Source organism: Achromobacter sp. K91, from assembly GCF_003576205.1.
In the GTDB taxonomy this organism is placed as follows: Bacteria; Pseudomonadota; Gammaproteobacteria; order Burkholderiales; family Burkholderiaceae_B; genus Achromobacter; species Achromobacter aegrifaciens.
Genome location: NZ_QWFB01000002.1, coordinates 37774 through 53931, shown reverse-complemented (window position 1 = coordinate 53931; position 16158 = coordinate 37774). Strand labels below are relative to the sequence as shown.

The 16158-nt window shown below is 66.7% G+C and carries 16 protein-coding genes; 12 read left to right on the top strand and 4 right to left on the bottom strand.

All coding sequences use genetic code 11. From position 1 onward, the window contains the following. The first annotated feature begins 31 nt into the window (after window positions 1–31). Both DXK93_RS00415 and DXK93_RS00410 read left to right on the top strand, forming a co-directional pair. Window positions 32–1117 carry a LuxR C-terminal-related transcriptional regulator gene (locus DXK93_RS00415; protein WP_119449023.1) on the top strand — a complete coding sequence of 362 codons (1086 nt, stop codon included), beginning with the start codon at window positions 32–34 and terminating at the stop codon, window positions 1115–1117. A gap of 301 nt (window positions 1118–1418) precedes the next feature. After that, complete coding sequence (locus DXK93_RS00410; protein ID WP_054450364.1) at window positions 1419–1739, top strand: DUF4148 domain-containing protein; 321 nt, start codon at window positions 1419–1421, stop codon at window positions 1737–1739. Between the two features lie 6 nt (window positions 1740–1745). Here the strand turns inward: DXK93_RS00410 and DXK93_RS00405 are convergent, their stop codons facing one another. Continuing rightward, on the bottom strand, window positions 1746–2711 hold the full coding sequence (locus DXK93_RS00405; protein ID WP_054450363.1) for a helix-turn-helix domain-containing protein: 966 nt from the start codon (window positions 2709–2711) through the stop codon (window positions 1746–1748). Window positions 2712–2876: 165 nt separating this feature from the next. Here DXK93_RS00405 and DXK93_RS00400 point away from each other — a divergent pair, with 165 nt between their 5' ends. From DXK93_RS00400 to DXK93_RS00360, 9 genes are all read left to right on the top strand, one after another. Next, window positions 2877–3725, top strand: a complete 849-nt coding sequence (locus DXK93_RS00400; RefSeq protein WP_054450362.1) for a phytanoyl-CoA dioxygenase family protein — start codon at window positions 2877–2879, stop codon at window positions 3723–3725. Continuing rightward, a complete protein-coding gene (locus DXK93_RS00395; protein WP_119449022.1) occupies window positions 3722–5269 on the top strand; it encodes a class I adenylate-forming enzyme family protein in 1548 nt (515 codons plus the stop codon). Before DXK93_RS00400 ends, DXK93_RS00395 begins: the two co-directional genes overlap by 4 nt. Window positions 5270–5293: 24 nt before the next feature. After that, window positions 5294–6223, top strand: coding sequence for a phytanoyl-CoA dioxygenase family protein (locus DXK93_RS00390; RefSeq protein WP_119449021.1), 930 nt, complete (start codon window positions 5294–5296; stop codon window positions 6221–6223). Window positions 6224–6225: 2 nt separating this feature from the next. Then, window positions 6226–7455 carry a serine hydrolase gene (locus DXK93_RS00385; protein WP_119449020.1) on the top strand — a complete coding sequence of 410 codons (1230 nt, stop codon included), beginning with the start codon at window positions 6226–6228 and terminating at the stop codon, window positions 7453–7455. Between the two features lie 49 nt (window positions 7456–7504). Beyond that, window positions 7505–8764, top strand: a complete 1260-nt coding sequence (locus DXK93_RS00380) for an ABC transporter substrate-binding protein (RefSeq protein WP_119449019.1) — start codon at window positions 7505–7507, stop codon at window positions 8762–8764. Window positions 8765–8833: 69 nt separating this feature from the next. Then, complete coding sequence (locus tag DXK93_RS00375; RefSeq protein WP_054450355.1) at window positions 8834–9715, top strand: branched-chain amino acid ABC transporter permease; 882 nt, start codon at window positions 8834–8836, stop codon at window positions 9713–9715. After that, window positions 9715–10728: a branched-chain amino acid ABC transporter permease gene (locus DXK93_RS00370; RefSeq protein ID WP_158598540.1), complete on the top strand. Its 1014-nt coding sequence runs from the start codon at window positions 9715–9717 to the stop codon at window positions 10726–10728. Before DXK93_RS00375 ends, DXK93_RS00370 begins: the two co-directional genes overlap by 1 nt. Then, a complete protein-coding gene (locus DXK93_RS00365) occupies window positions 10725–11441 on the top strand; it encodes an ABC transporter ATP-binding protein (protein WP_054450351.1) in 717 nt (238 codons plus the stop codon). The genes DXK93_RS00370 and DXK93_RS00365 overlap by 4 nt, the downstream gene beginning before the upstream one ends. Beyond that, window positions 11441–12145 carry an ABC transporter ATP-binding protein gene (locus DXK93_RS00360; protein ID WP_088138874.1) on the top strand — a complete coding sequence of 235 codons (705 nt, stop codon included), beginning with the start codon at window positions 11441–11443 and terminating at the stop codon, window positions 12143–12145. The genes DXK93_RS00365 and DXK93_RS00360 overlap by 1 nt, the downstream gene beginning before the upstream one ends. Window positions 12146–12183: 38 nt before the next feature. On the opposite strand, the gene DXK93_RS00355 is transcribed toward DXK93_RS00360, so the two are convergent. Then, window positions 12184–12612: a VOC family protein gene (locus DXK93_RS00355; RefSeq protein ID WP_054450349.1), complete on the bottom strand. Its 429-nt coding sequence runs from the start codon at window positions 12610–12612 to the stop codon at window positions 12184–12186. 67 nt (window positions 12613–12679) lie between these two features. Beyond that, the gene (locus DXK93_RS00350; protein WP_119449017.1) at window positions 12680–13735 is read right to left on the bottom strand and encodes a hypothetical protein; all 1056 of its coding nucleotides are present in this window, start codon (window positions 13733–13735) and stop codon (window positions 12680–12682) included. A 551-nt stretch (window positions 13736–14286) separates the two neighbouring features. Here DXK93_RS00350 and DXK93_RS00345 point away from each other — a divergent pair. Further along, a complete protein-coding gene (locus DXK93_RS00345; protein ID WP_054450347.1) occupies window positions 14287–14610 on the top strand; it encodes a hypothetical protein in 324 nt (107 codons plus the stop codon). Between the two features lie 146 nt (window positions 14611–14756). Here DXK93_RS00345 and DXK93_RS00340 read toward each other — a convergent pair whose 3' ends face one another. Further along, on the bottom strand, window positions 14757–16142 hold the full coding sequence (locus DXK93_RS00340) for a PLP-dependent aminotransferase family protein (RefSeq protein ID WP_119449016.1): 1386 nt from the start codon (window positions 16140–16142) through the stop codon (window positions 14757–14759). Window positions 16143–16158: the final 16 nt, after the last annotated feature.

Genomic DNA, 16158 nt, shown 5'->3' with positions numbered 1-16158 from the left:
TTTGCGTCTGAACCAGAGTTGGAGGCACGAAATGGCCGAACACCAGATTGCCGTCCGGCGCGCGATCGAAGCCCTGGACCGTCTGGCGGATCCCGATCCGCCCTGGCATGACATCCTGCTGACCGCCCGCGACATGGTGGGCGCGGACAGCGGCACCTTGATCGTCTTCGATGCCCGCCACAAGCTGCTGGACCTGTCCACCGTCAGCTTTCCCGAAGCCGCCGCCACGGACTACCGCAACCATTACTACAGCTGCGACATCGTCGAACAGGATTCGCGGCTGCTGCCCGTGGGCACGTGGCTGGATACCGCCAACATGTGCGGCCACAAGCAGCTGCAGCGTTCCGAGTTCTACACGGACTTCATGCTCAAGCACCGGATGGCGCAAGTGCTGTGCCTGGTAATCGAATCCAGCGCCATGCTGCGCGCCGCCATCGCCTTCCAACGCTCGACCGTGGACGACAAGGCCAGCGAACGGCTTCAGTCCGGCGACGTAGCCCATTACTTCCGCCTGCTGAAAAGCCGGTTGGCCCAACGCGAAAAGGCGCTCGCCATCGGTTGGACAGCCATTGAAAGCGCACTCTCGGATGTCGGCGAAGCCGTGCTGCTGGTCAGCCACGACGCGATGGTAGACAAGAGATCGGCCCTCGCCATGCACTATCTGAGCGACGGCCATGGCTGGAACGTGCGCGGCGGCAAGCTGCGCCATCCCGACGCGAAGATACAGGCCTTGTTCGACGCGTATTGCCAGGCGGTCGCGCGCGACGGCAAGGCGCGGTCCCTGGCGGCAGCCGCCGGATGGGGCGAATTGACCTGGATCGACATCAGCGCGGCCCCGCAAGCGCTGAGCCTGATCGGCAGCCGCATGCTGCTGGTGCGCATGCGCAGAAAAAGCGCCTTTTCCCAACCGGACGTCGACAGACTGGAATCCGTGTTCTCGATCACGCACGCGGAAGCCGCTGTGCTGGCCGGTCTTGCGATGGGACACAGCGTGGAGGAAGTCGCGACCCTGCGCCACGCCTCGGTGCTGACCGTGCGTAAACAGGTGGCGTCCCTGCTCAACAAGATGGAATGCAATCGCCAGTCCGAACTGGTCAGGCTCGCCTCGCTGCTCTGAGCGCGCGCCATCGGTATGACGTACCCAATATTGAGTATGTGGCGCCCACCCGCGCCGTCCTACGATGAGCACAAAGGCATGAGGCCCGGACGCCCGGTCCGGCCCGAGTCGTAAACCTGGCGGTGGAACCCAGCGCCAGGTGCGTGTCCGCGCGCGCCGCGGGCCGGGCCGGCCTGCCCAAGAAAAAAACCAATGCGCCAATCCGGTTGCGCAGCTGTCCCTGCACCGGGCTGCATTGCCGCGAGCCCCCATGGACACCGGTCTCCAATGCTGCGGTCACTCTCGTCATCAGGAGCATTTCATGAAAACTGCCCTAACCGTCCGCGCCATGATTCCCGTCGTCCTGGCGGCCTGCGCCCTGCTCTCCGGCCCCGTGGCCGCGCAAATGTCCGCCGCCCCAACCACCGCAGCTCCGCCCTCCGACGTCCAACTCAGCCGCGATCAAGTCGAACGCGACCTGGCCGCCTGGAAGCAATCCGGCGTTGAAAGAAACTGGGACAGCGACAGCACCCCTGACATCAATAGCCCCGAGTATGTCGCCGCCTACCGGAAGTATGTCGACACGGTCAGGCCTGCCAACGCCCCGCAGATGCAGCAGTCGCAGGGCCAGGGCAAATGGTGATGCGCGCTATTGAGCCCGCAAGGGCGCACCGCCGCGCTCGCTGCCTGGCGAGCGGCCATAGTGCGCGCGGTACGCCCGATTGAACGTGGAAACTTCCTCGAATCCCCAGCTGGCGGCGATGTCCGCGATGGAGCGGCCAGGCTGGGCCTCGATGGCCAGGCGGCACCTTTCCAGCCGGCACTGCCGCACGTAAGCGCTGAAGCTCAGGCCATGCTCGGCCATGATCTTGAACAGATAGCTGCGGGAGATGCCGAGCTCCTCGCTGGCCGAAGCCGGCGTCAGGCCGCGATCGGCCAAACGCCGCTGCACCAGCGCCAGAATGCGGTCCAGGACTTCGTGGCGCACCCGTTCGGCGATCTGCGCGCCGGCATCCGCCCCTTCGAGCTGCGTCCGCGACAGCAGTTCGCTGCAATGCCTGACCATCAGCGCCTGCACCTGCTGCAACTCGTTTGCCGGCAGTTCGCTGACCAGGCGCATGTAGCTGGCCAGCACCCGCCCTGCCCCTGAACTTCCGTCCAGCACCGGCATGGCCAGTCGCCCGCGCCGGCCCAGTTGCGGCCGCAAGAGGCCTTCCGGGATTTCTATGCAGAACATGCGGAAATCGGTGCGGAAGTCGACTTCCCAGGGCGAAGCGCAATCCACCACGTAGACGTCGCCAGCCCGCGCCCGCATGGCGCTTCCGTCCTGCGAAACCAGGGCCTCTCCCGCGCACAGCAAATTGGCGAAGAATGGGGATTGCTTGCGGGCCGAGAGACCGGCCGCGGACAGCCTGACCACATGGGATTGGGCGGTGATGGTCGAGCCGTGCAGGTCCGGCAGCAGCAGGCCGTCGATCTGGCCGCGAAAGCTGCGCGCGGCGTCACGCTCGGGTTCGAGCGGCACGTAGGCATCGCAGATTGCATCGCGCCAATACGCGAACTGCTCCTGCGGCGCTATGACATCGGTGGTGTGGTGGTAGGCCTGCGCGCTCATGTTGAGTACCGGATCATGCCGACTGGGGCCGCCATCTTCTAGGGGATGGACGCTTTGCGCCACTGCCGTGGACGCTACGCGCTGGCAGGGCGAAGACTACCGGCCGATTATACGCACAGACCTATATCGCCGGACTCAGATCCAGGCCCAATCAGGAGACAAAAGATGTCCACGCCCGAACCGCTCGACGAGCGGATCGCAGCCTTTGAACGCGACGGATTCGTGGTGCTGCCGGGAATCATCCCGCCCGAGCAGGTCAGCCAGTTGCAGGAAGCCCTGATCCGGATCGAGGCCGAGCACAACCTCGGTTACGCCCAGACCTCGTTCGAAGGCCGCAAGACGGTGCGCATCAACAACCTGCTGGTCTACGATCCACGCTTCTGGGACGTGCCGCTGCAGCCCGACGTGCTGAGCCTGGCCGAACGCCTGCTGGACCGCGAGCTGCTGCTGTCGTCGCTGTGCTCACTGACGCTGGCGCCGGGCCAAGGCGCCCAGCCCCTGCACGAAGATACCCAGCAACTGGCGCTGCCGCGCCCGCGCCCGCCGCTGGCGGTCAATGCCATCTGGGCCTTGAGCGATTTCACGGCCGAGAACGGCGCCACCCACATCGTGCCCGGCAGTCATCGCTACGATTCGTCTCCGCCCTACGGCGCGCAGGACATAGACACCGTGCAGGCCACCATGAAGGCGGGCAGTGTCATGCTGTTCGACAGCGCGCTGTGGCACAAGGGCGGCGCCAACAACAGCAACGCCCGCCGTTACGCGTTGTCGTGCTACTACTGCGCCGGATGGATGCGGCAACAGGAAAACCTGCAGCTCGGCATTCCGGCCGAGGTGGCGAGAAGCTTCCCGCGCCGCCTGCAGGAATTGTGCGGCTACAGCATCTACAAGGGGCAGTACGGCCACATCGACAATGCCGACCCCATCACCCTGCTGGGCGGCGCTGGCCGGCCCACGGTCTGGCAGGCCAGCGACGCCAAGGCCGCCCGCAAGGCTGCCGAGCGCAAGGCATGATGAACGCCCCCGCCCTGCCCAGGGTCCCGGATTCGGTGATCCATCTGCTGCGCGACGCCGCTCTCGAAGCGCCCGATCTTCCCGCGCTGTCCTTCGAAGGCGTGCGCCTGAACTATGCGCAATACGCCGGCTTGGCTGGAGCTTTGGCACGCCGCCTGGGCGAACGCGTGCGGCCCGGCGACCGGGTGGCCCTGTTGATGCAGAACTCGCTGGACCTGGCCGTTGCCACCTTTGCAGTGCATGCGCTGCGCGCGCAGGCCGTGCCGCTGAACCCAGGCTATCGCGAGCGCGAGCTGGCCTATATGCTGGAAGACGCCGAGCCTTGCATGCTGCTGCATGACGACAGCGTGAAGCTGGATCTGAGCGCCGTGTGCCCGGGCCTGGATGCCGGCGCCATTCTCCGCACAGGCAACGGCGCCGGCCTGCTGGAGATGCTGCCGCAGGCCTGCGCCCTGCCCGAAGACCTGCCGCGGCATGAAGATCTGGCCACGCTGCAATACACCGGCGGCACCACCGGACGCCCCAAGGGCGTCAACATCCTGCACCGGCAGATCGCCTACAACATCGCGCAGCGCGAAGCCTGGCTGCCGACGCGGCGCGATTCGGAGGTGGTGCTCTGCGTGATGCCGCTATTCCATGTGTCGGCCGTCTCCATGTCGCTCTACTTGAGCCTGCATGCCCGCGGCGAGCTGGTGGTGATGCGGCGCTTCGATGCCGCCCGCACCATCGAGGCCATCGCCGCCCACGGCGTGACCCTGCTGCCGGGCGCGCCCGCAATCTTCCATGACCTGTTGCTGAGCACGGCCTTCCAGCCTGAAAAACTCGGCAGCCTGCGCGCCTGCTTCTCCGGCGCGGCGCCGCTGCCGCGCGAAACCCTGACGCGTTTCGAATTGCGCGCCGGCTGCCCCATCCATGAGGGCTACGGCATGAGCGAGGCGGGTCCCTGCCTGGCCTTCAATCCCATGCACCGTCCACGCAAACCCGGTTCGGTGGGCTTGCCCGTGCCAGGCGGCGAACTGCAGGTGGTGGACCTGGATGGCGCCAGCCGCGTCATGCCGCCGGGCCAGCCCGGCGAAATCCGCGTGCGCGGGCCGCACGTGATGGCAGGTTACCGCCAAGCGGCGCCGGAGGCCGCGCAAGCGCTGCGCGAAGGCTGGTTCTACACCGGCGACGTCGCCATCCTGGACGACGAGGGCTATCTCCATCTGCGGGGCCGCCGGCACGACTGCATCAACGTGGGCGGCTTCAAGGTCTATCCGCTGGAAGTGGAACAGGTGCTGTTGTCGCGCCCCGAAGTCGGCGAAGCGGCCGCCTTCGGCGTGGCCGACGAGCGGCTGGGCCAGGTGGTCCACGCCTGGGTCACGCCCGCCCCCGGCCAACGCCTGGACATGGCCGCCCTGCAGGCGCATTGCGCCGCGCACCTGGCCGGCTACAAAGTGCCGCGCCGCATCGGCGCGACGGCAGCCTTGCCGCGCACCAGCATAGGCAAGCTCGCACGCAGCGCGCTCGCGCCCGTGGCCGTGCCCGGCCCGAATTCGCAGTGACATTCCACATAAAAGGGGAGGAACATGAAGCAACTCGATCTGCAGGCTTTGCAACACCAGCTCGCCGAAGAAGGCTACGCCGTCATTGAAAACGTGCTGGACGCCGCACAGCTGGAACAGGCGCGCGAATGCGTGGCCGGACTGATGGCCGCGGAACGCGCCGATCCGTTCCCGCTGGACGACGAACGGCACGAGGACGATGACGACATCCTGGCCTACTATAAGCGCCACTACACGGTGAGCGACATGGAAGCGCAGCGCATGGTGGCGCGCGTGCATCAGTATCGCCGCGACAACGAAAACACGCGCTGGCCGGTGCCCATCAACAAAGTGTCGAAGAACTTCCTGCACTTGCCCACCCTGTTCGACGACGACAAGTCGCAACGCGTCTGGAACCTCCTGAACAAGGCGCCCGACATGATCCCGCTGATCGAGCACCCGGCGGTGTTGCCCATGGTGCGCAGCGTGATGGGCCAGGACTGCAACCTGCACGACTTCCAGGCCACCAGCATCGGCCCCGGCACAGGCGGCGGCGCCTGGCACGTGGATGCGCCGCTGGGCCAGATCGCCGAGCCGCTGCCGGAGTTTCCGCTGACGCTGCAGAACGTCTGGATGCTGGACGATTTCACCGCCGACAACGGCGCCACGCGGGTCATGCCGCGCAGCCACAAGCTGCGCAAGTCGCCACCGTGGGGCAGCGGCCCGCTGGACGGCGAGGTCACGCTGACCGCACCCGCCGGCTCGGTCGCCATCTGGCTGTCCAACACCTGGCACCGCTCCGGCCCGAACCATACCGACCGCGAGCGCCGCGCCATACTCTGCAACTACAACGTGTCCTGGTTGCGCGGCTTCGCCGACTTCACCAGCACGCTGCCCAAAGGCGTCGCGGCCGCGCTGTCCAACGACGCGCGCTACCTGCTGGGCTACGGCGCGCGCGCGCCATTGACGCGCTGACCATGGCCGCCGCAACCTCGTCTCCGGCGCTTGCAGCCGCGGCGCCGGCCATACACGGCTACTGCGATCCCGCCTTCGAACCAGTACGCGCAGCATTCGCGCGCAACTTCCAGGACGGCGGCGAGCTGGGCGCGTCCGTCGCCATCGAAGTCGACGGCTATCCGGTGGTCGACCTGTGGGCAGGATGGGCCGACACGGACCGAGGCCAGCCCTGGCAGCGCGACACGGTCTGTATCGTGTTCTCCAATACCAAGCCGGCCACGGCGCTCTGCGCCCACATGCTGGCCGAAGCGGGAGAGCTGGACCTGGACGCCCCTGTCGCCCGCTACTGGCCCGAATACGCCGCAGCAGGCAAGGCCGCCACCACCCCGCGCATGCTGCTCAACCATACCGCTGGCCTGCCCGCGCTGCGCGAGCCGCTACCCGCTGACGCCGCTTTCGACTGGGAGGGCATGACCCGCCGGCTGGCCGGGGCCGCGCCTTTCTGGGCTCCGGGCGAACGCGTGGCCTACCACGGCCTGACCTACGGCTGGCTGGTCGGTGAGCTGGTGCGCAGGCTGGGCGGCTGCATGCCCGGCGAATTCTTCCGCCGCCATATCGCGCAGCCGCTGGACTTGGACTTCTGGATCGGCTTGCCGGAAACGGAGGAAGCCCGGGTCGCACCCATCGTGCCTCCGCCTGCGCCGCAAGCGCCGTTCAGTCCCTTCGAGCAGTCCCTGAAGGACGAGCCCGAAAGCCCTACCGCGCTGTACGCCAAGAACACCGGCGGCTGGCGCCCTTCCGGCTTCAACAGCCGCGCCGGCCACGCAGCCGGGCTGTGCGCGGCTGGCGGCATCGGCAATGCGCGCAGCCTGGCGCGTCTGTACGGCACACTGGTGCTGGGCGGCCAGCGCGACAGCGTGCGCCTGCTGCGCGAGGACACGCTGGCCGCGGCCACGGCCCTGTCGGCGCGCACGGACGACGACGCCTGCCTGCGCGTACCCACGCGCTACGCCAGCGGCTTCATGCGCCAGATGGATAACCGCGCGCAAGGCCTGGACAGTGCCTGCTTCGGCGACGAGGCCTACGGCCACACGGGCGCTGGCGGGTCGCTGGCTTTCGCCTGGCCGCAGCGCCGGCTTTCCTTTGCCTACACCATGAACCGCATGGGACGCACGGTGCTGCTCGATGAACGCGCCCATCGCCTAGTGTGCGCGACGCACGCGGCACTCGGCGCAGGGCCGCCAGGCTGAAGCCCGCGCCGCACTCTCGAATCACAAAAAAACCTGGAGACAAATCCTCATGAACACGAGCAACCCCTATCGCCCCGCCGCCCTGCGGCGTCTGTTCGCCGCGGCCGGCGCCACGTTGCTGGTCCAGGGCGCCGCCCTAGCTGCCGAGCCCGTCAAGATCGGCTATCTGATTCCTCTGTCGGGCAGCGCCACCGCTTCCATTGGCAAAGACATGTCGCGCGCCACGCATCTGGCCGTCAAGCACATCAACGACGCCGGCGGCATCAAGTCGCTGGGCGGCGCGCAACTGCAGCTGGTCGAGGTCGACACCCGGGGCGATGCCAAGGTCGCCATGACCGAGGTCGAACGCCTGATCACCCGCGAGAAGACCCCGGTGCTGCTGGGCGCTTTCCAGAGCGGCGTGACCTTCCCCGCCACCGCCGTCGCGGAAAAGAACCGCGTGCCATGGGTGGTGGACCTGGCCGCCAAGGCCGACATCACCGAACGCGGCTTCAAGTACGTGTTCCGTCCCACGCAGATCCCGGCCTCGGGCAACGCCGAAAGCATGGCGGACTTCATCGACTACGCGGGCAAGACCACCGGCAAGCCGGCCAAGACGGTCGCCATGGTCTACGAGAACACCGATTGGGGCCAGGACATGGCCAACACGTTGCGCGCCAAGTTCAAGGCAGCCGGCATCGATCTGGTGCTGGACGAGGGATACCCGCCCAACTCGCCTGACCTGCGTCCGCTGGTGCTGAAGATCAAGGGCAAGAAGCCCGACGTCGTCACCGTGACCTCCTATGGCGCCGACGCCGTGCAGCTGCACAAACTGCTGGCGCAGATGCGAGTGGGCTCGACCTACGTCGGCAGCGCGGCCGGCCAGATCGACAGCACCTTCATCCCGCTGGTCGGCAAGGACATCGCGGGCAATGTCTACACCACCAATGGCTGGGCCGGCTACGAGTCGTCCATCACCACGCCGTTCGCCAAGAAGTTCTGGGACGACTTCGTCGCCGCCTACAAGGTCGATCCCAACGAACTGTCGGTCAGCGCCTACGCCGCGGTCTGGGTCATCAAGGACGCGCTGGAGCGCGCCGGGAAGGCGGATCCCGAAGCCATCCGCGACGCCCTGGCCCAGACCAAGCTGCAAGGCACCGACCTGAACAAGCTGGTGGGCTATGACATCGTGATCGACGCCAAGGGCCAGAACCCCGAAAAGCGCTACGTCATGCAGCAGATCACGCCCGACGGCCAGTACCGCACCGTGTGGCCGGAGAACCTGGCCTCCAAATCCTACAAGATGGTCTGGCCTGCCGCTCAGCCCTGACCGACCTGGCGTCGCCGCGCCACGCCCTGCGCGTGGCGCCCGCGCCCCGTTACCGCTAGGAGCCTCCACTTGACCACTACCCTACTCCAGGCCTTGCTGGGCGGTATCGCCAGCGGCGCCGTCTACGGCCTGATCGCGCTGGGCCTGAGCCTGCAGTTCGGCGTCATGAAGATCATCAATTTCGCCCATGGCGCCTTCCTGATGATGTCCATGTACGTCTGCTTCGCGCTCACCAGCCACTTCGGCCTGCATCCGCTGGCCGCCATGCCACTCACGGCGGCCGCGCTGTTCGTCGTCGGCTATGCCTGCCAGCGCTGGCTGATCGACGGCATCTACCGCAAGGAAAGTTCGCGCGAGCCGATCGGCGTTCTGATCTTCACCACCGGCCTGTGGATCTTCCTGGACAACGCCTTCCTGGCGCTGGCCGGCCCCGACAGCCGGACCATCGACGCGCCTTGGGCCAACGAAGTCTGGATGCCCGGCGACCTGATCTTCACCTATCCGCAGATCGCCGGCCTGTTCTTCGCCTGCCTGATCACGGCGGCCCTGGTGCTGTTCCTGCGCCACACGCGCACAGGCCGCGCCATCCGCGCCACCGGACAGGACCGCGAAGCCGCCAGCGTGCTGGGCATAGACAGCGCCCGCGTCTACCGGCTGTCGTTCGCCATCGGCCTGCTGGTGCTGGGCGCGGCCGGCGCGCTGCTGCTGCCGCTCTATCCCGTCAACCCCTTCGTCGGCGACATCTTCGGCCTGCGCGCCTTCGTCATCGTCGTGCTGGGCGGCATCGGCTCGGTGGCAGGCGCGTTCTGGGGCGGCATCCTGGTCGGCGTGCTGGAATCGGTCGGCAGCCAGCTGATCCCCATCACCTATGCCGAGGCGCTCATCTTCCTGCTGTTTCTCGCCACCATGTATTTCCGGCCCAGCGGGCTGTTCGGCGTGGAGAACGAATGATGGCCAAGACCACAAAGACTTCGGCCGCCGGCATCGCCGCGCTGGGCCTGTTGGCGCTGCTGCCGCTGGCCAGCGGCAACCAGTACCTGCTGTCGGTTGGCGCCATGACGCTGCTGTACGCCTATCTGGCGCTGTCATGGAACATCCTGGGCGGCATCGCCGGCCAGCTCTCGCTGGGCCATGCCGCCTATTTCGGGCTGGGCGCCTATACCTCGACCTGGCTGTTCGTGAACCTGGGCATCAGTCCCTGGCTGGGCATGTGGGCCGGCGCCGTCGTGGCCATGGGCGCGGCGCTGATCGTGGGGCTGTCCTGCCTGCAATTGCGCGGCGCGTACTTCGCGCTGGCCACGATCGCCTCCTGCATGGTGCTCAAGACGCTGGTGGAAAACGCCGACACCCTGCTGGGCGGGCCGCGCGGCATGGAGGTCACGCTGCTGCGCGACGCTCCGCTGTACTTCCAGCATACCGGCAAGGCCTACTACTACATCGTGGCGCTGGCCTTCACCATCGCCGCGTTGCTGATCAACCGCCATGTATTGCGCAGCCGCTTCGGCTACTGCCTGACGGCCGTGCGCAACGACCAGGACGCGGCGATGGCGCTGGGCGTGCCGGTGCGGCGCTACAAGCTGACCGCAGCCATGCTGAGCGCGGCCATGACCGCGCTGGGCGGCACCTTCTATGCGCAGTTCGTCCTCTACATCAGCCCCGATAAGGTATTCGGCGCCAATCTCAGCGTCGTCATCGCCGTGGTCTGCATCATCGGCGGCCGCGGCACGCTTTGGGGCCCGGTGCTGGGCGCGCTGCTGCTGCTGCCTGGCGAAGAGCTGGCGCGCTCCCTGACCGGGGGCATGGTGGGGGCCGACATGATGCTGTATGGCCTTTTGCTGATGATCATCATCCGCTGGGAGCCGCGAGGACTGATGGCGATACTGTCCCGACGCGCCAAGGCACCTGCGCGCGCGGCCGGCACGCCAGCCAAGACCGCCGGTCCCGCGATGGGGGGCACACAATGAACCTGCTCGAGTTCCATAATGTCAGCCGCAATTTCGGCGGCGTGCGAGCCTCCGACGAGGTCAGCTTCGCCGTCGGCGCCGACGAGATCGTCGGCCTGATCGGCCCCAACGGCGCCGGCAAGACCACGCTGTTCGCCATGGCATCCGGCTTCGTGCCGCCCAGCAGCGGCGACATCCGCTTCAATGGCAGCCGCATCAACGGCCAGGATCCGGCGCGCATCTGCGCCGCTGGACTCGCACGTACGTTCCAGATCGTGAAGCCATTCGGCGACATGACGGTACTGGAGAACGCCATGATAGGCGCCTTCCTGCGCCACCGCGCTCCAGCCCAGGCCGAGGAAGTCGCCCAGGCCGTGCTGGCGCGCGTCGGCCTGGCCGGACGCGAGCATCAGATCGCGCGCACTCTCACGCTGTCGGGCCGCAAGCGCCTGGAAGTCGCCAAGGCCTTGGCGACCCAGCCCCGCCTGCTGCTGCTGGACGAAGTGATGGCGGGCCTGACGCCGGTGGAGACCGAGGAAATGGTGGCGCTGATCCTTTCCCTGCGCGGCGACGGCATCAGCGTCCTGGTGATCGAACACAACATGAAGGCCATCATGCAACTATCCGACCGCATCGTCGTCATCCAGCAGGGGCGCAAGATCGCCGATGGCCTGCCGCAGCAGGTCGCCCGCGATCCGCAGGTGGTGCGCGCCTATCTCGGGGAGGCCGCGTGATGCTGGAGATCCGTCAACTGGACGCCGGCTACGGCGACGTGCAGGTGCTGCGCGGCGTGGACATGCACGTGGGCGAAGGCGAGATCGTCAGTCTGGTCGGCGCCAACGGCGCCGGCAAAAGCACGCTGATCCGCACCGTCATGGGCTCCCTGCCCGCGCTGGCCGGCGAGGTCCGCTTCCTGGGCGAGCGCATCAGCGGCCTGCCCGCGCACCTGGTGGCGCGCCTGGGCATGGCCCAGGTCATGGAAGGCCGCCGCCTGTTCGGCCACATGGACGTCGAGGACAACCTGCTGGTCGGCGCCGACGTACTGCGCGACAAGCGCCGCAGCCGCGACAACCTGGACTGGGTCTATCAGCTGTTCCCGCGTCTGCGGGAACGCCGCCGCCAGCTGGCTCGCTCGTTCAGCGGCGGCGAGCAGCAGATGCTGGCCATCGGCCGCGCGCTGATGACCTCGCCCAAGCTCCTGCTGCTGGACGAACCGTCCATCGGCCTGGCGCCCATCATGGTCAAGGACATCTTCGACAAGCTGCCGCTCATCAACGCGCGCGGCATCACCATCCTGCTGGTGGAGCAGGACGTGCACCGCTCGCTCAGCATGGCCGCGCGCGGCTATGTGCTGGAGCACGGTGAAATCGTCATGTCCGGGCCGGGCGCTGAACTCCTGGCCGATGAGGGGCTGCGCCGCGCCTACCTGGGAGTGTGATTACGGGGCGGCACGCGTCTGAGCCAAACGCGCGCCGCTCAGAACGTCACTTTCACCGAAGGCGCGCTGCGCTGCGCCTCGCCATGGAACACGGCCTCGATGTTGTTGCCGTCCGGATCCAGCACGAAAGCGCCGTAATACCCTGGATGGTAGTCCCGAAAGCCCGGCGCGCCATTGTCCGTGCCGCCATGGGCCAGCGCCGCCTTGTAGAAGGCAGCGACCATGGCCTGGTCCTGCGCCTGGAACGCAAGATGATGGCGTCCGGTCAACTGCCCCGCCGCAGCCTTGTTGTCGGGCGTGGAAACGAATAGCTCGTCCGCCCAGAAATAGCCGTCGCCCGTGCCGCCCATCGGCACTTTCAGCGCATCGAAGACTGCCTGATAGAACCGCTGGCTGGCTGCCAGGTCCCGCACCACCAGCTGGATGTGGTCGATCAGCCGGCCCCGATGGATTTCATTGGTCTGCATGTGGCGCTCCTGTTGGAAGGGGAGCTTTCGAATATACCGCCCGCCATGCGGCCCCGTCCGCGCCGGATCAAGCCAGATACGAAGCCACCTCGTCACGCGTGAGATAGCGCGTGAATGTCATGGACGGTTGCTGCGCTTCATGCATGGCGCCGTTGAACCCCGACCAATTGCGCTTCATGCCCTCGACCGTTTCCAACGCGATGAGCACTCGCTTGCCGTGGCGGGACAGGTTGTGCCGCAACGCCGCCTCGCCCCAGGCGTAACGCATGGCGTTGACCAGCTCGCCGCCGGCGTAGGCATCAGCCTGCAACCACTGGAAGTCCGCGGTATCACTGTCCTGGTCCGGTTCGCGCGCTGCGATCTCGCGCTTCACGCCCAAGGCCTGCGCGTGTTCGCCGATGATGATCTGCAACAGCGTGAAGGCGTGGAAGTTGTTGTTGACGGCATGCGCCCGCGCAATGAAGCCCGTCATGGAAGTCGGCAGCACCACTACCAACTCCTCCTCGTAGCCCAGCTGCGAGGCCAGCCAAAGATAGTGCAGATGCTCGAAGGGCAGGCTGTCGTTGCTGGTGGCCATGGGATGCAGCAGCGCCATCAGCTCCGCGTCGGACACCAGGGCGGCCTGATTGCGGCGGTCGCGCAAGACCATGGTCATCATCGGCAGCACCAGCAGGTCTGCCGCCTGATGCAAGGCTTCCACTTCCCAGCGCCTGCCCTCGGGTACGTCGGCCATCCGCGACCTGGCATCCTGCCAAGCCCGGCGGTCGGCCTCCTCCACCTCATCGTCGTCGTCCTCGACCTCCTGCGCGCAATACGGACTCAGGGTGCTCAGCCACTGCCGCAGCAAGTCCTGCAGGACGGGAAAGAGTATTGCCGGATCGGCGCCGTCCTCCACCAGCGAACCGCACATCAAGGCCACGGCAGCGGCGCGGCCGGGGTGCAGCGTAGGCAGCAGATCGGCGCAGGTCCGCAGGCTGGCATCCGCCTGCCCAGGTTTGCGGGCCTGGGCTAAAAAGGCGCCTACCTCGGGGCGCTGGAAGAACTGATCCAGCGGATCAAGATCGTCGGCGGTGGAGACGGGAGTACGAAGCGCGGCGGCGAATGTCGTGTCGGAAGCAGTCATGGAGATCAGCGAGCATGAACGCGGCGGTGAGCGCCGCGCGGCAGCCCCGGAGTTTACTGAAGCGGCGCAGGACGCGTCAGCAGCGAGCATTCGAGCCAGAGCGAATACGGTGCGAAACATCCCGTCGCCAGAATCCGGAAGATAGTGATCGCATGCGCCGGACGCCAGGTATTGATTTTTCCCCGCGACCTGCGACAATGAAACCACGCATTTCATATTGGCCGACAGTCCGTTCCAGGTCCCTGACCATCACCGCGTCCTCCAGGGCGCGATCAAAGGAGCCCACGATGCCGCCCATAGTCCTTCCGGTGTTCGCGTAGCGAGCCGACTCTCTCCTTACAAAAAAGCGGTCCAGCCGCGGACTTTCCGCCACGGCGGCCTATCGCCGTGCGGACTGACGCGCCTGCGTTGCAGTTGCAAGCCAGGCACCGCTCGCACGCGCGAACGCGGCCCGAAGGCGGATTGCGATTAACTTTCGCTGCCGGATGCCGTTAAAGAAGTGAAGACAGACATAGCCCCCCCTCCGTTTCCAGTCGCAAGGAGTCGCTGTCATGTCCAAGCTCCAATATCGCCTTTCCCTGCTTCTGCTGTGCGCGTCCAGCGTCCTGCCCGCAGCCCGCGCCGCGGATGGAACCATCTATTTCCACGGCGCCATCGTCGAGGCTGCGTCGTGCACACCGCAGGTTCAATCCCGAAAAGCAACCGTCCGCGTGGAATGCGATGCTGAACGCGCCCGCGCCGCTGGCAAGCCCGCCGACCGCTACCGCGTAAGCGCCAATCGAGTGAAGGTCGACGTGCAGACCGTGCCGCTCAGGGCGCGCCACGCCGGGCAACAAGACGCCCAGGGCTACATCATCACGCTCGCCTACCTGTAGTCATCAATACGACAGTCCGGCGGCCAGGCGGGCCGCTGGATTGCCTGCGCCTGTCCGTCGAGGGAAAAAAAGGTATCAGGCGACACGGAAATTTTTCGTGAATGCCGGCTGCCAGTGCTTCAGGCAACCAACGGTGCCCCCTTGCATCAAGCCGCGCTCAACGCCTTGGACAGCACCGTGAATATCCGCTCGTCCGTGGACTGCGCAACGTTGAACCGCAGGAAATCTCCCGCAGCCAGCGACTGGCTGAACGCATTTCCGGGAGCCACCAACACCCCTTCCTTCAGACACAGACGGGCCACCGTAGCCGCGTCCTTGCCCTCGGGCAGGCGGCACCACAGAAACATGCCCGCCCGGGGCGTCAGCCAGGGCTTGATGCCCAGCTTCAGCAACTTTGCGGCGGTCTTGTCCATCTGCTGCGCCAGGCGCAGCCGGGTCGACTCCATGTGGCGGCGGTAGCCGCTGCCCGTCAGCGTCCGGAAAATAACGTCGGCCGCCAGCCGGCTGCTGCCAAAGGTCGTGGCGACCTTCAGGTCGGTCAGGCTTTCCACCCAATCGGACCGCACCGCGATGTAGCCGCAACGCACCGACGCCGACACCGTCTTCGAGAAGCTGCCGATATGTATGACCCGCGACAGCCCGTCGAACGCAGCCAGCCGCGGCGCGGGCGTGTTCTCGAAATCCGCGAAGATGTCGTCCTCGACGATCACCAGCTCGGAATCGTCCACCAGCTTCAGCAGACGGTGCGCGACCAAGGGCGACAAAGTCGCCCCCGTCGGATTGTGTATGCCGGAGTTCGTGATGTAGAGCCGCGGGGAATGCTCGCGCAGCGCCGCTTCGAACGCCGCGACATCCGGACCGTTCGGTGTGTACGGCACCCCCACCGCCTTGACGCGATGCGCCTTCAACAGCGCATGGAAGTTGAAATAGCAGGGATCGTCCACCAGCACCGTGTCCCCCGGTTCCAGCAGAAAGCGCAGGATCAGGTCGATGGACTGAGTCCCCGAATCGGTCAGCATGATCTGCTCGGGCCCTGCCTCTATCCCCATGCCCGCCATGCGCCGCGCCAACAGCTGCCTCAGGGGCGCATGGCCCAAGGGCGTTCCATACTCGGTCAGTTCCGCGGTTTCGGCGCGCGCCATGCCACGCATGGCGCGCCGCAACCCGTCTTCATACATCCAGCTGACCGGCAGCCAGCCGCAGCCCGGCCGCAAGCTATCCGCGTCCGCCGCCAGCGACTGACGCGATACCCACAGCGGGTCGACTTCCCGGTCCAGCTTCGGCCCCATCTCGGTCAGCGCCAACGGCGCCACCTGCCCGGCCACATAGAACCCGGAGCCGGGGCGCGACACCAGCACGCCTTCCGCCGCCAGCCGCTCGTAGGCTTCCACCACTGTGGACACCGATACGTCCAGCGTCTTGGCTTGCACTCTTACCGAAGGCAGCCGGGAGCCAGGCAAGGCAGTGCGGGCCGCAATCCGCCCCTGGATCTCGCCCATGACCTGCTTGATGAGAGTGCCGCCGCGCGCCATGGGATTCTCCGCCGTA

Excerpts from the sequence above, each read along its gene's own strand:
- DXK93_RS00415 (WP_119449023.1), top strand. The coding sequence starts at position 32 with ATGGCCGAACACCAGATTGCCGTCCGGCGCGCGATCGAAGCCCTGGAC.
- DXK93_RS00410 (WP_054450364.1), top strand. The coding sequence starts at position 1,419 with ATGAAAACTGCCCTAACCGTCCGCGCCATGATTCCCGTCGTCCTGGCG.
- DXK93_RS00405 (WP_054450363.1), bottom strand. The coding sequence starts at position 2,711 with ATGAGCGCGCAGGCCTACCACCACACCACCGATGTCATAGCGCCGCAG.
- DXK93_RS00400 (WP_054450362.1), top strand. The coding sequence starts at position 2,877 with ATGTCCACGCCCGAACCGCTCGACGAGCGGATCGCAGCCTTTGAACGC.
- DXK93_RS00395 (WP_119449022.1), top strand. The coding sequence starts at position 3,722 with ATGATGAACGCCCCCGCCCTGCCCAGGGTCCCGGATTCGGTGATCCAT.
- DXK93_RS00390 (WP_119449021.1), top strand. The coding sequence starts at position 5,294 with ATGAAGCAACTCGATCTGCAGGCTTTGCAACACCAGCTCGCCGAAGAA.
- DXK93_RS00385 (WP_119449020.1), top strand. The coding sequence starts at position 6,226 with ATGGCCGCCGCAACCTCGTCTCCGGCGCTTGCAGCCGCGGCGCCGGCC.
- DXK93_RS00380 (WP_119449019.1), top strand. The coding sequence starts at position 7,505 with ATGAACACGAGCAACCCCTATCGCCCCGCCGCCCTGCGGCGTCTGTTC.
- DXK93_RS00370 (WP_158598540.1), top strand. The coding sequence starts at position 9,715 with ATGGCCAAGACCACAAAGACTTCGGCCGCCGGCATCGCCGCGCTGGGC.
- DXK93_RS00365 (WP_054450351.1), top strand. The coding sequence starts at position 10,725 with ATGAACCTGCTCGAGTTCCATAATGTCAGCCGCAATTTCGGCGGCGTG.
- DXK93_RS00360 (WP_088138874.1), top strand. The coding sequence starts at position 11,441 with ATGCTGGAGATCCGTCAACTGGACGCCGGCTACGGCGACGTGCAGGTG.
- DXK93_RS00355 (WP_054450349.1), bottom strand. The coding sequence starts at position 12,612 with ATGCAGACCAATGAAATCCATCGGGGCCGGCTGATCGACCACATCCAG.
- DXK93_RS00350 (WP_119449017.1), bottom strand. The coding sequence starts at position 13,735 with ATGACTGCTTCCGACACGACATTCGCCGCCGCGCTTCGTACTCCCGTC.
- DXK93_RS00345 (WP_054450347.1), top strand. The coding sequence starts at position 14,287 with ATGTCCAAGCTCCAATATCGCCTTTCCCTGCTTCTGCTGTGCGCGTCC.
- DXK93_RS00340 (WP_119449016.1), bottom strand. The coding sequence starts at position 16,142 with ATGGCGCGCGGCGGCACTCTCATCAAGCAGGTCATGGGCGAGATCCAG.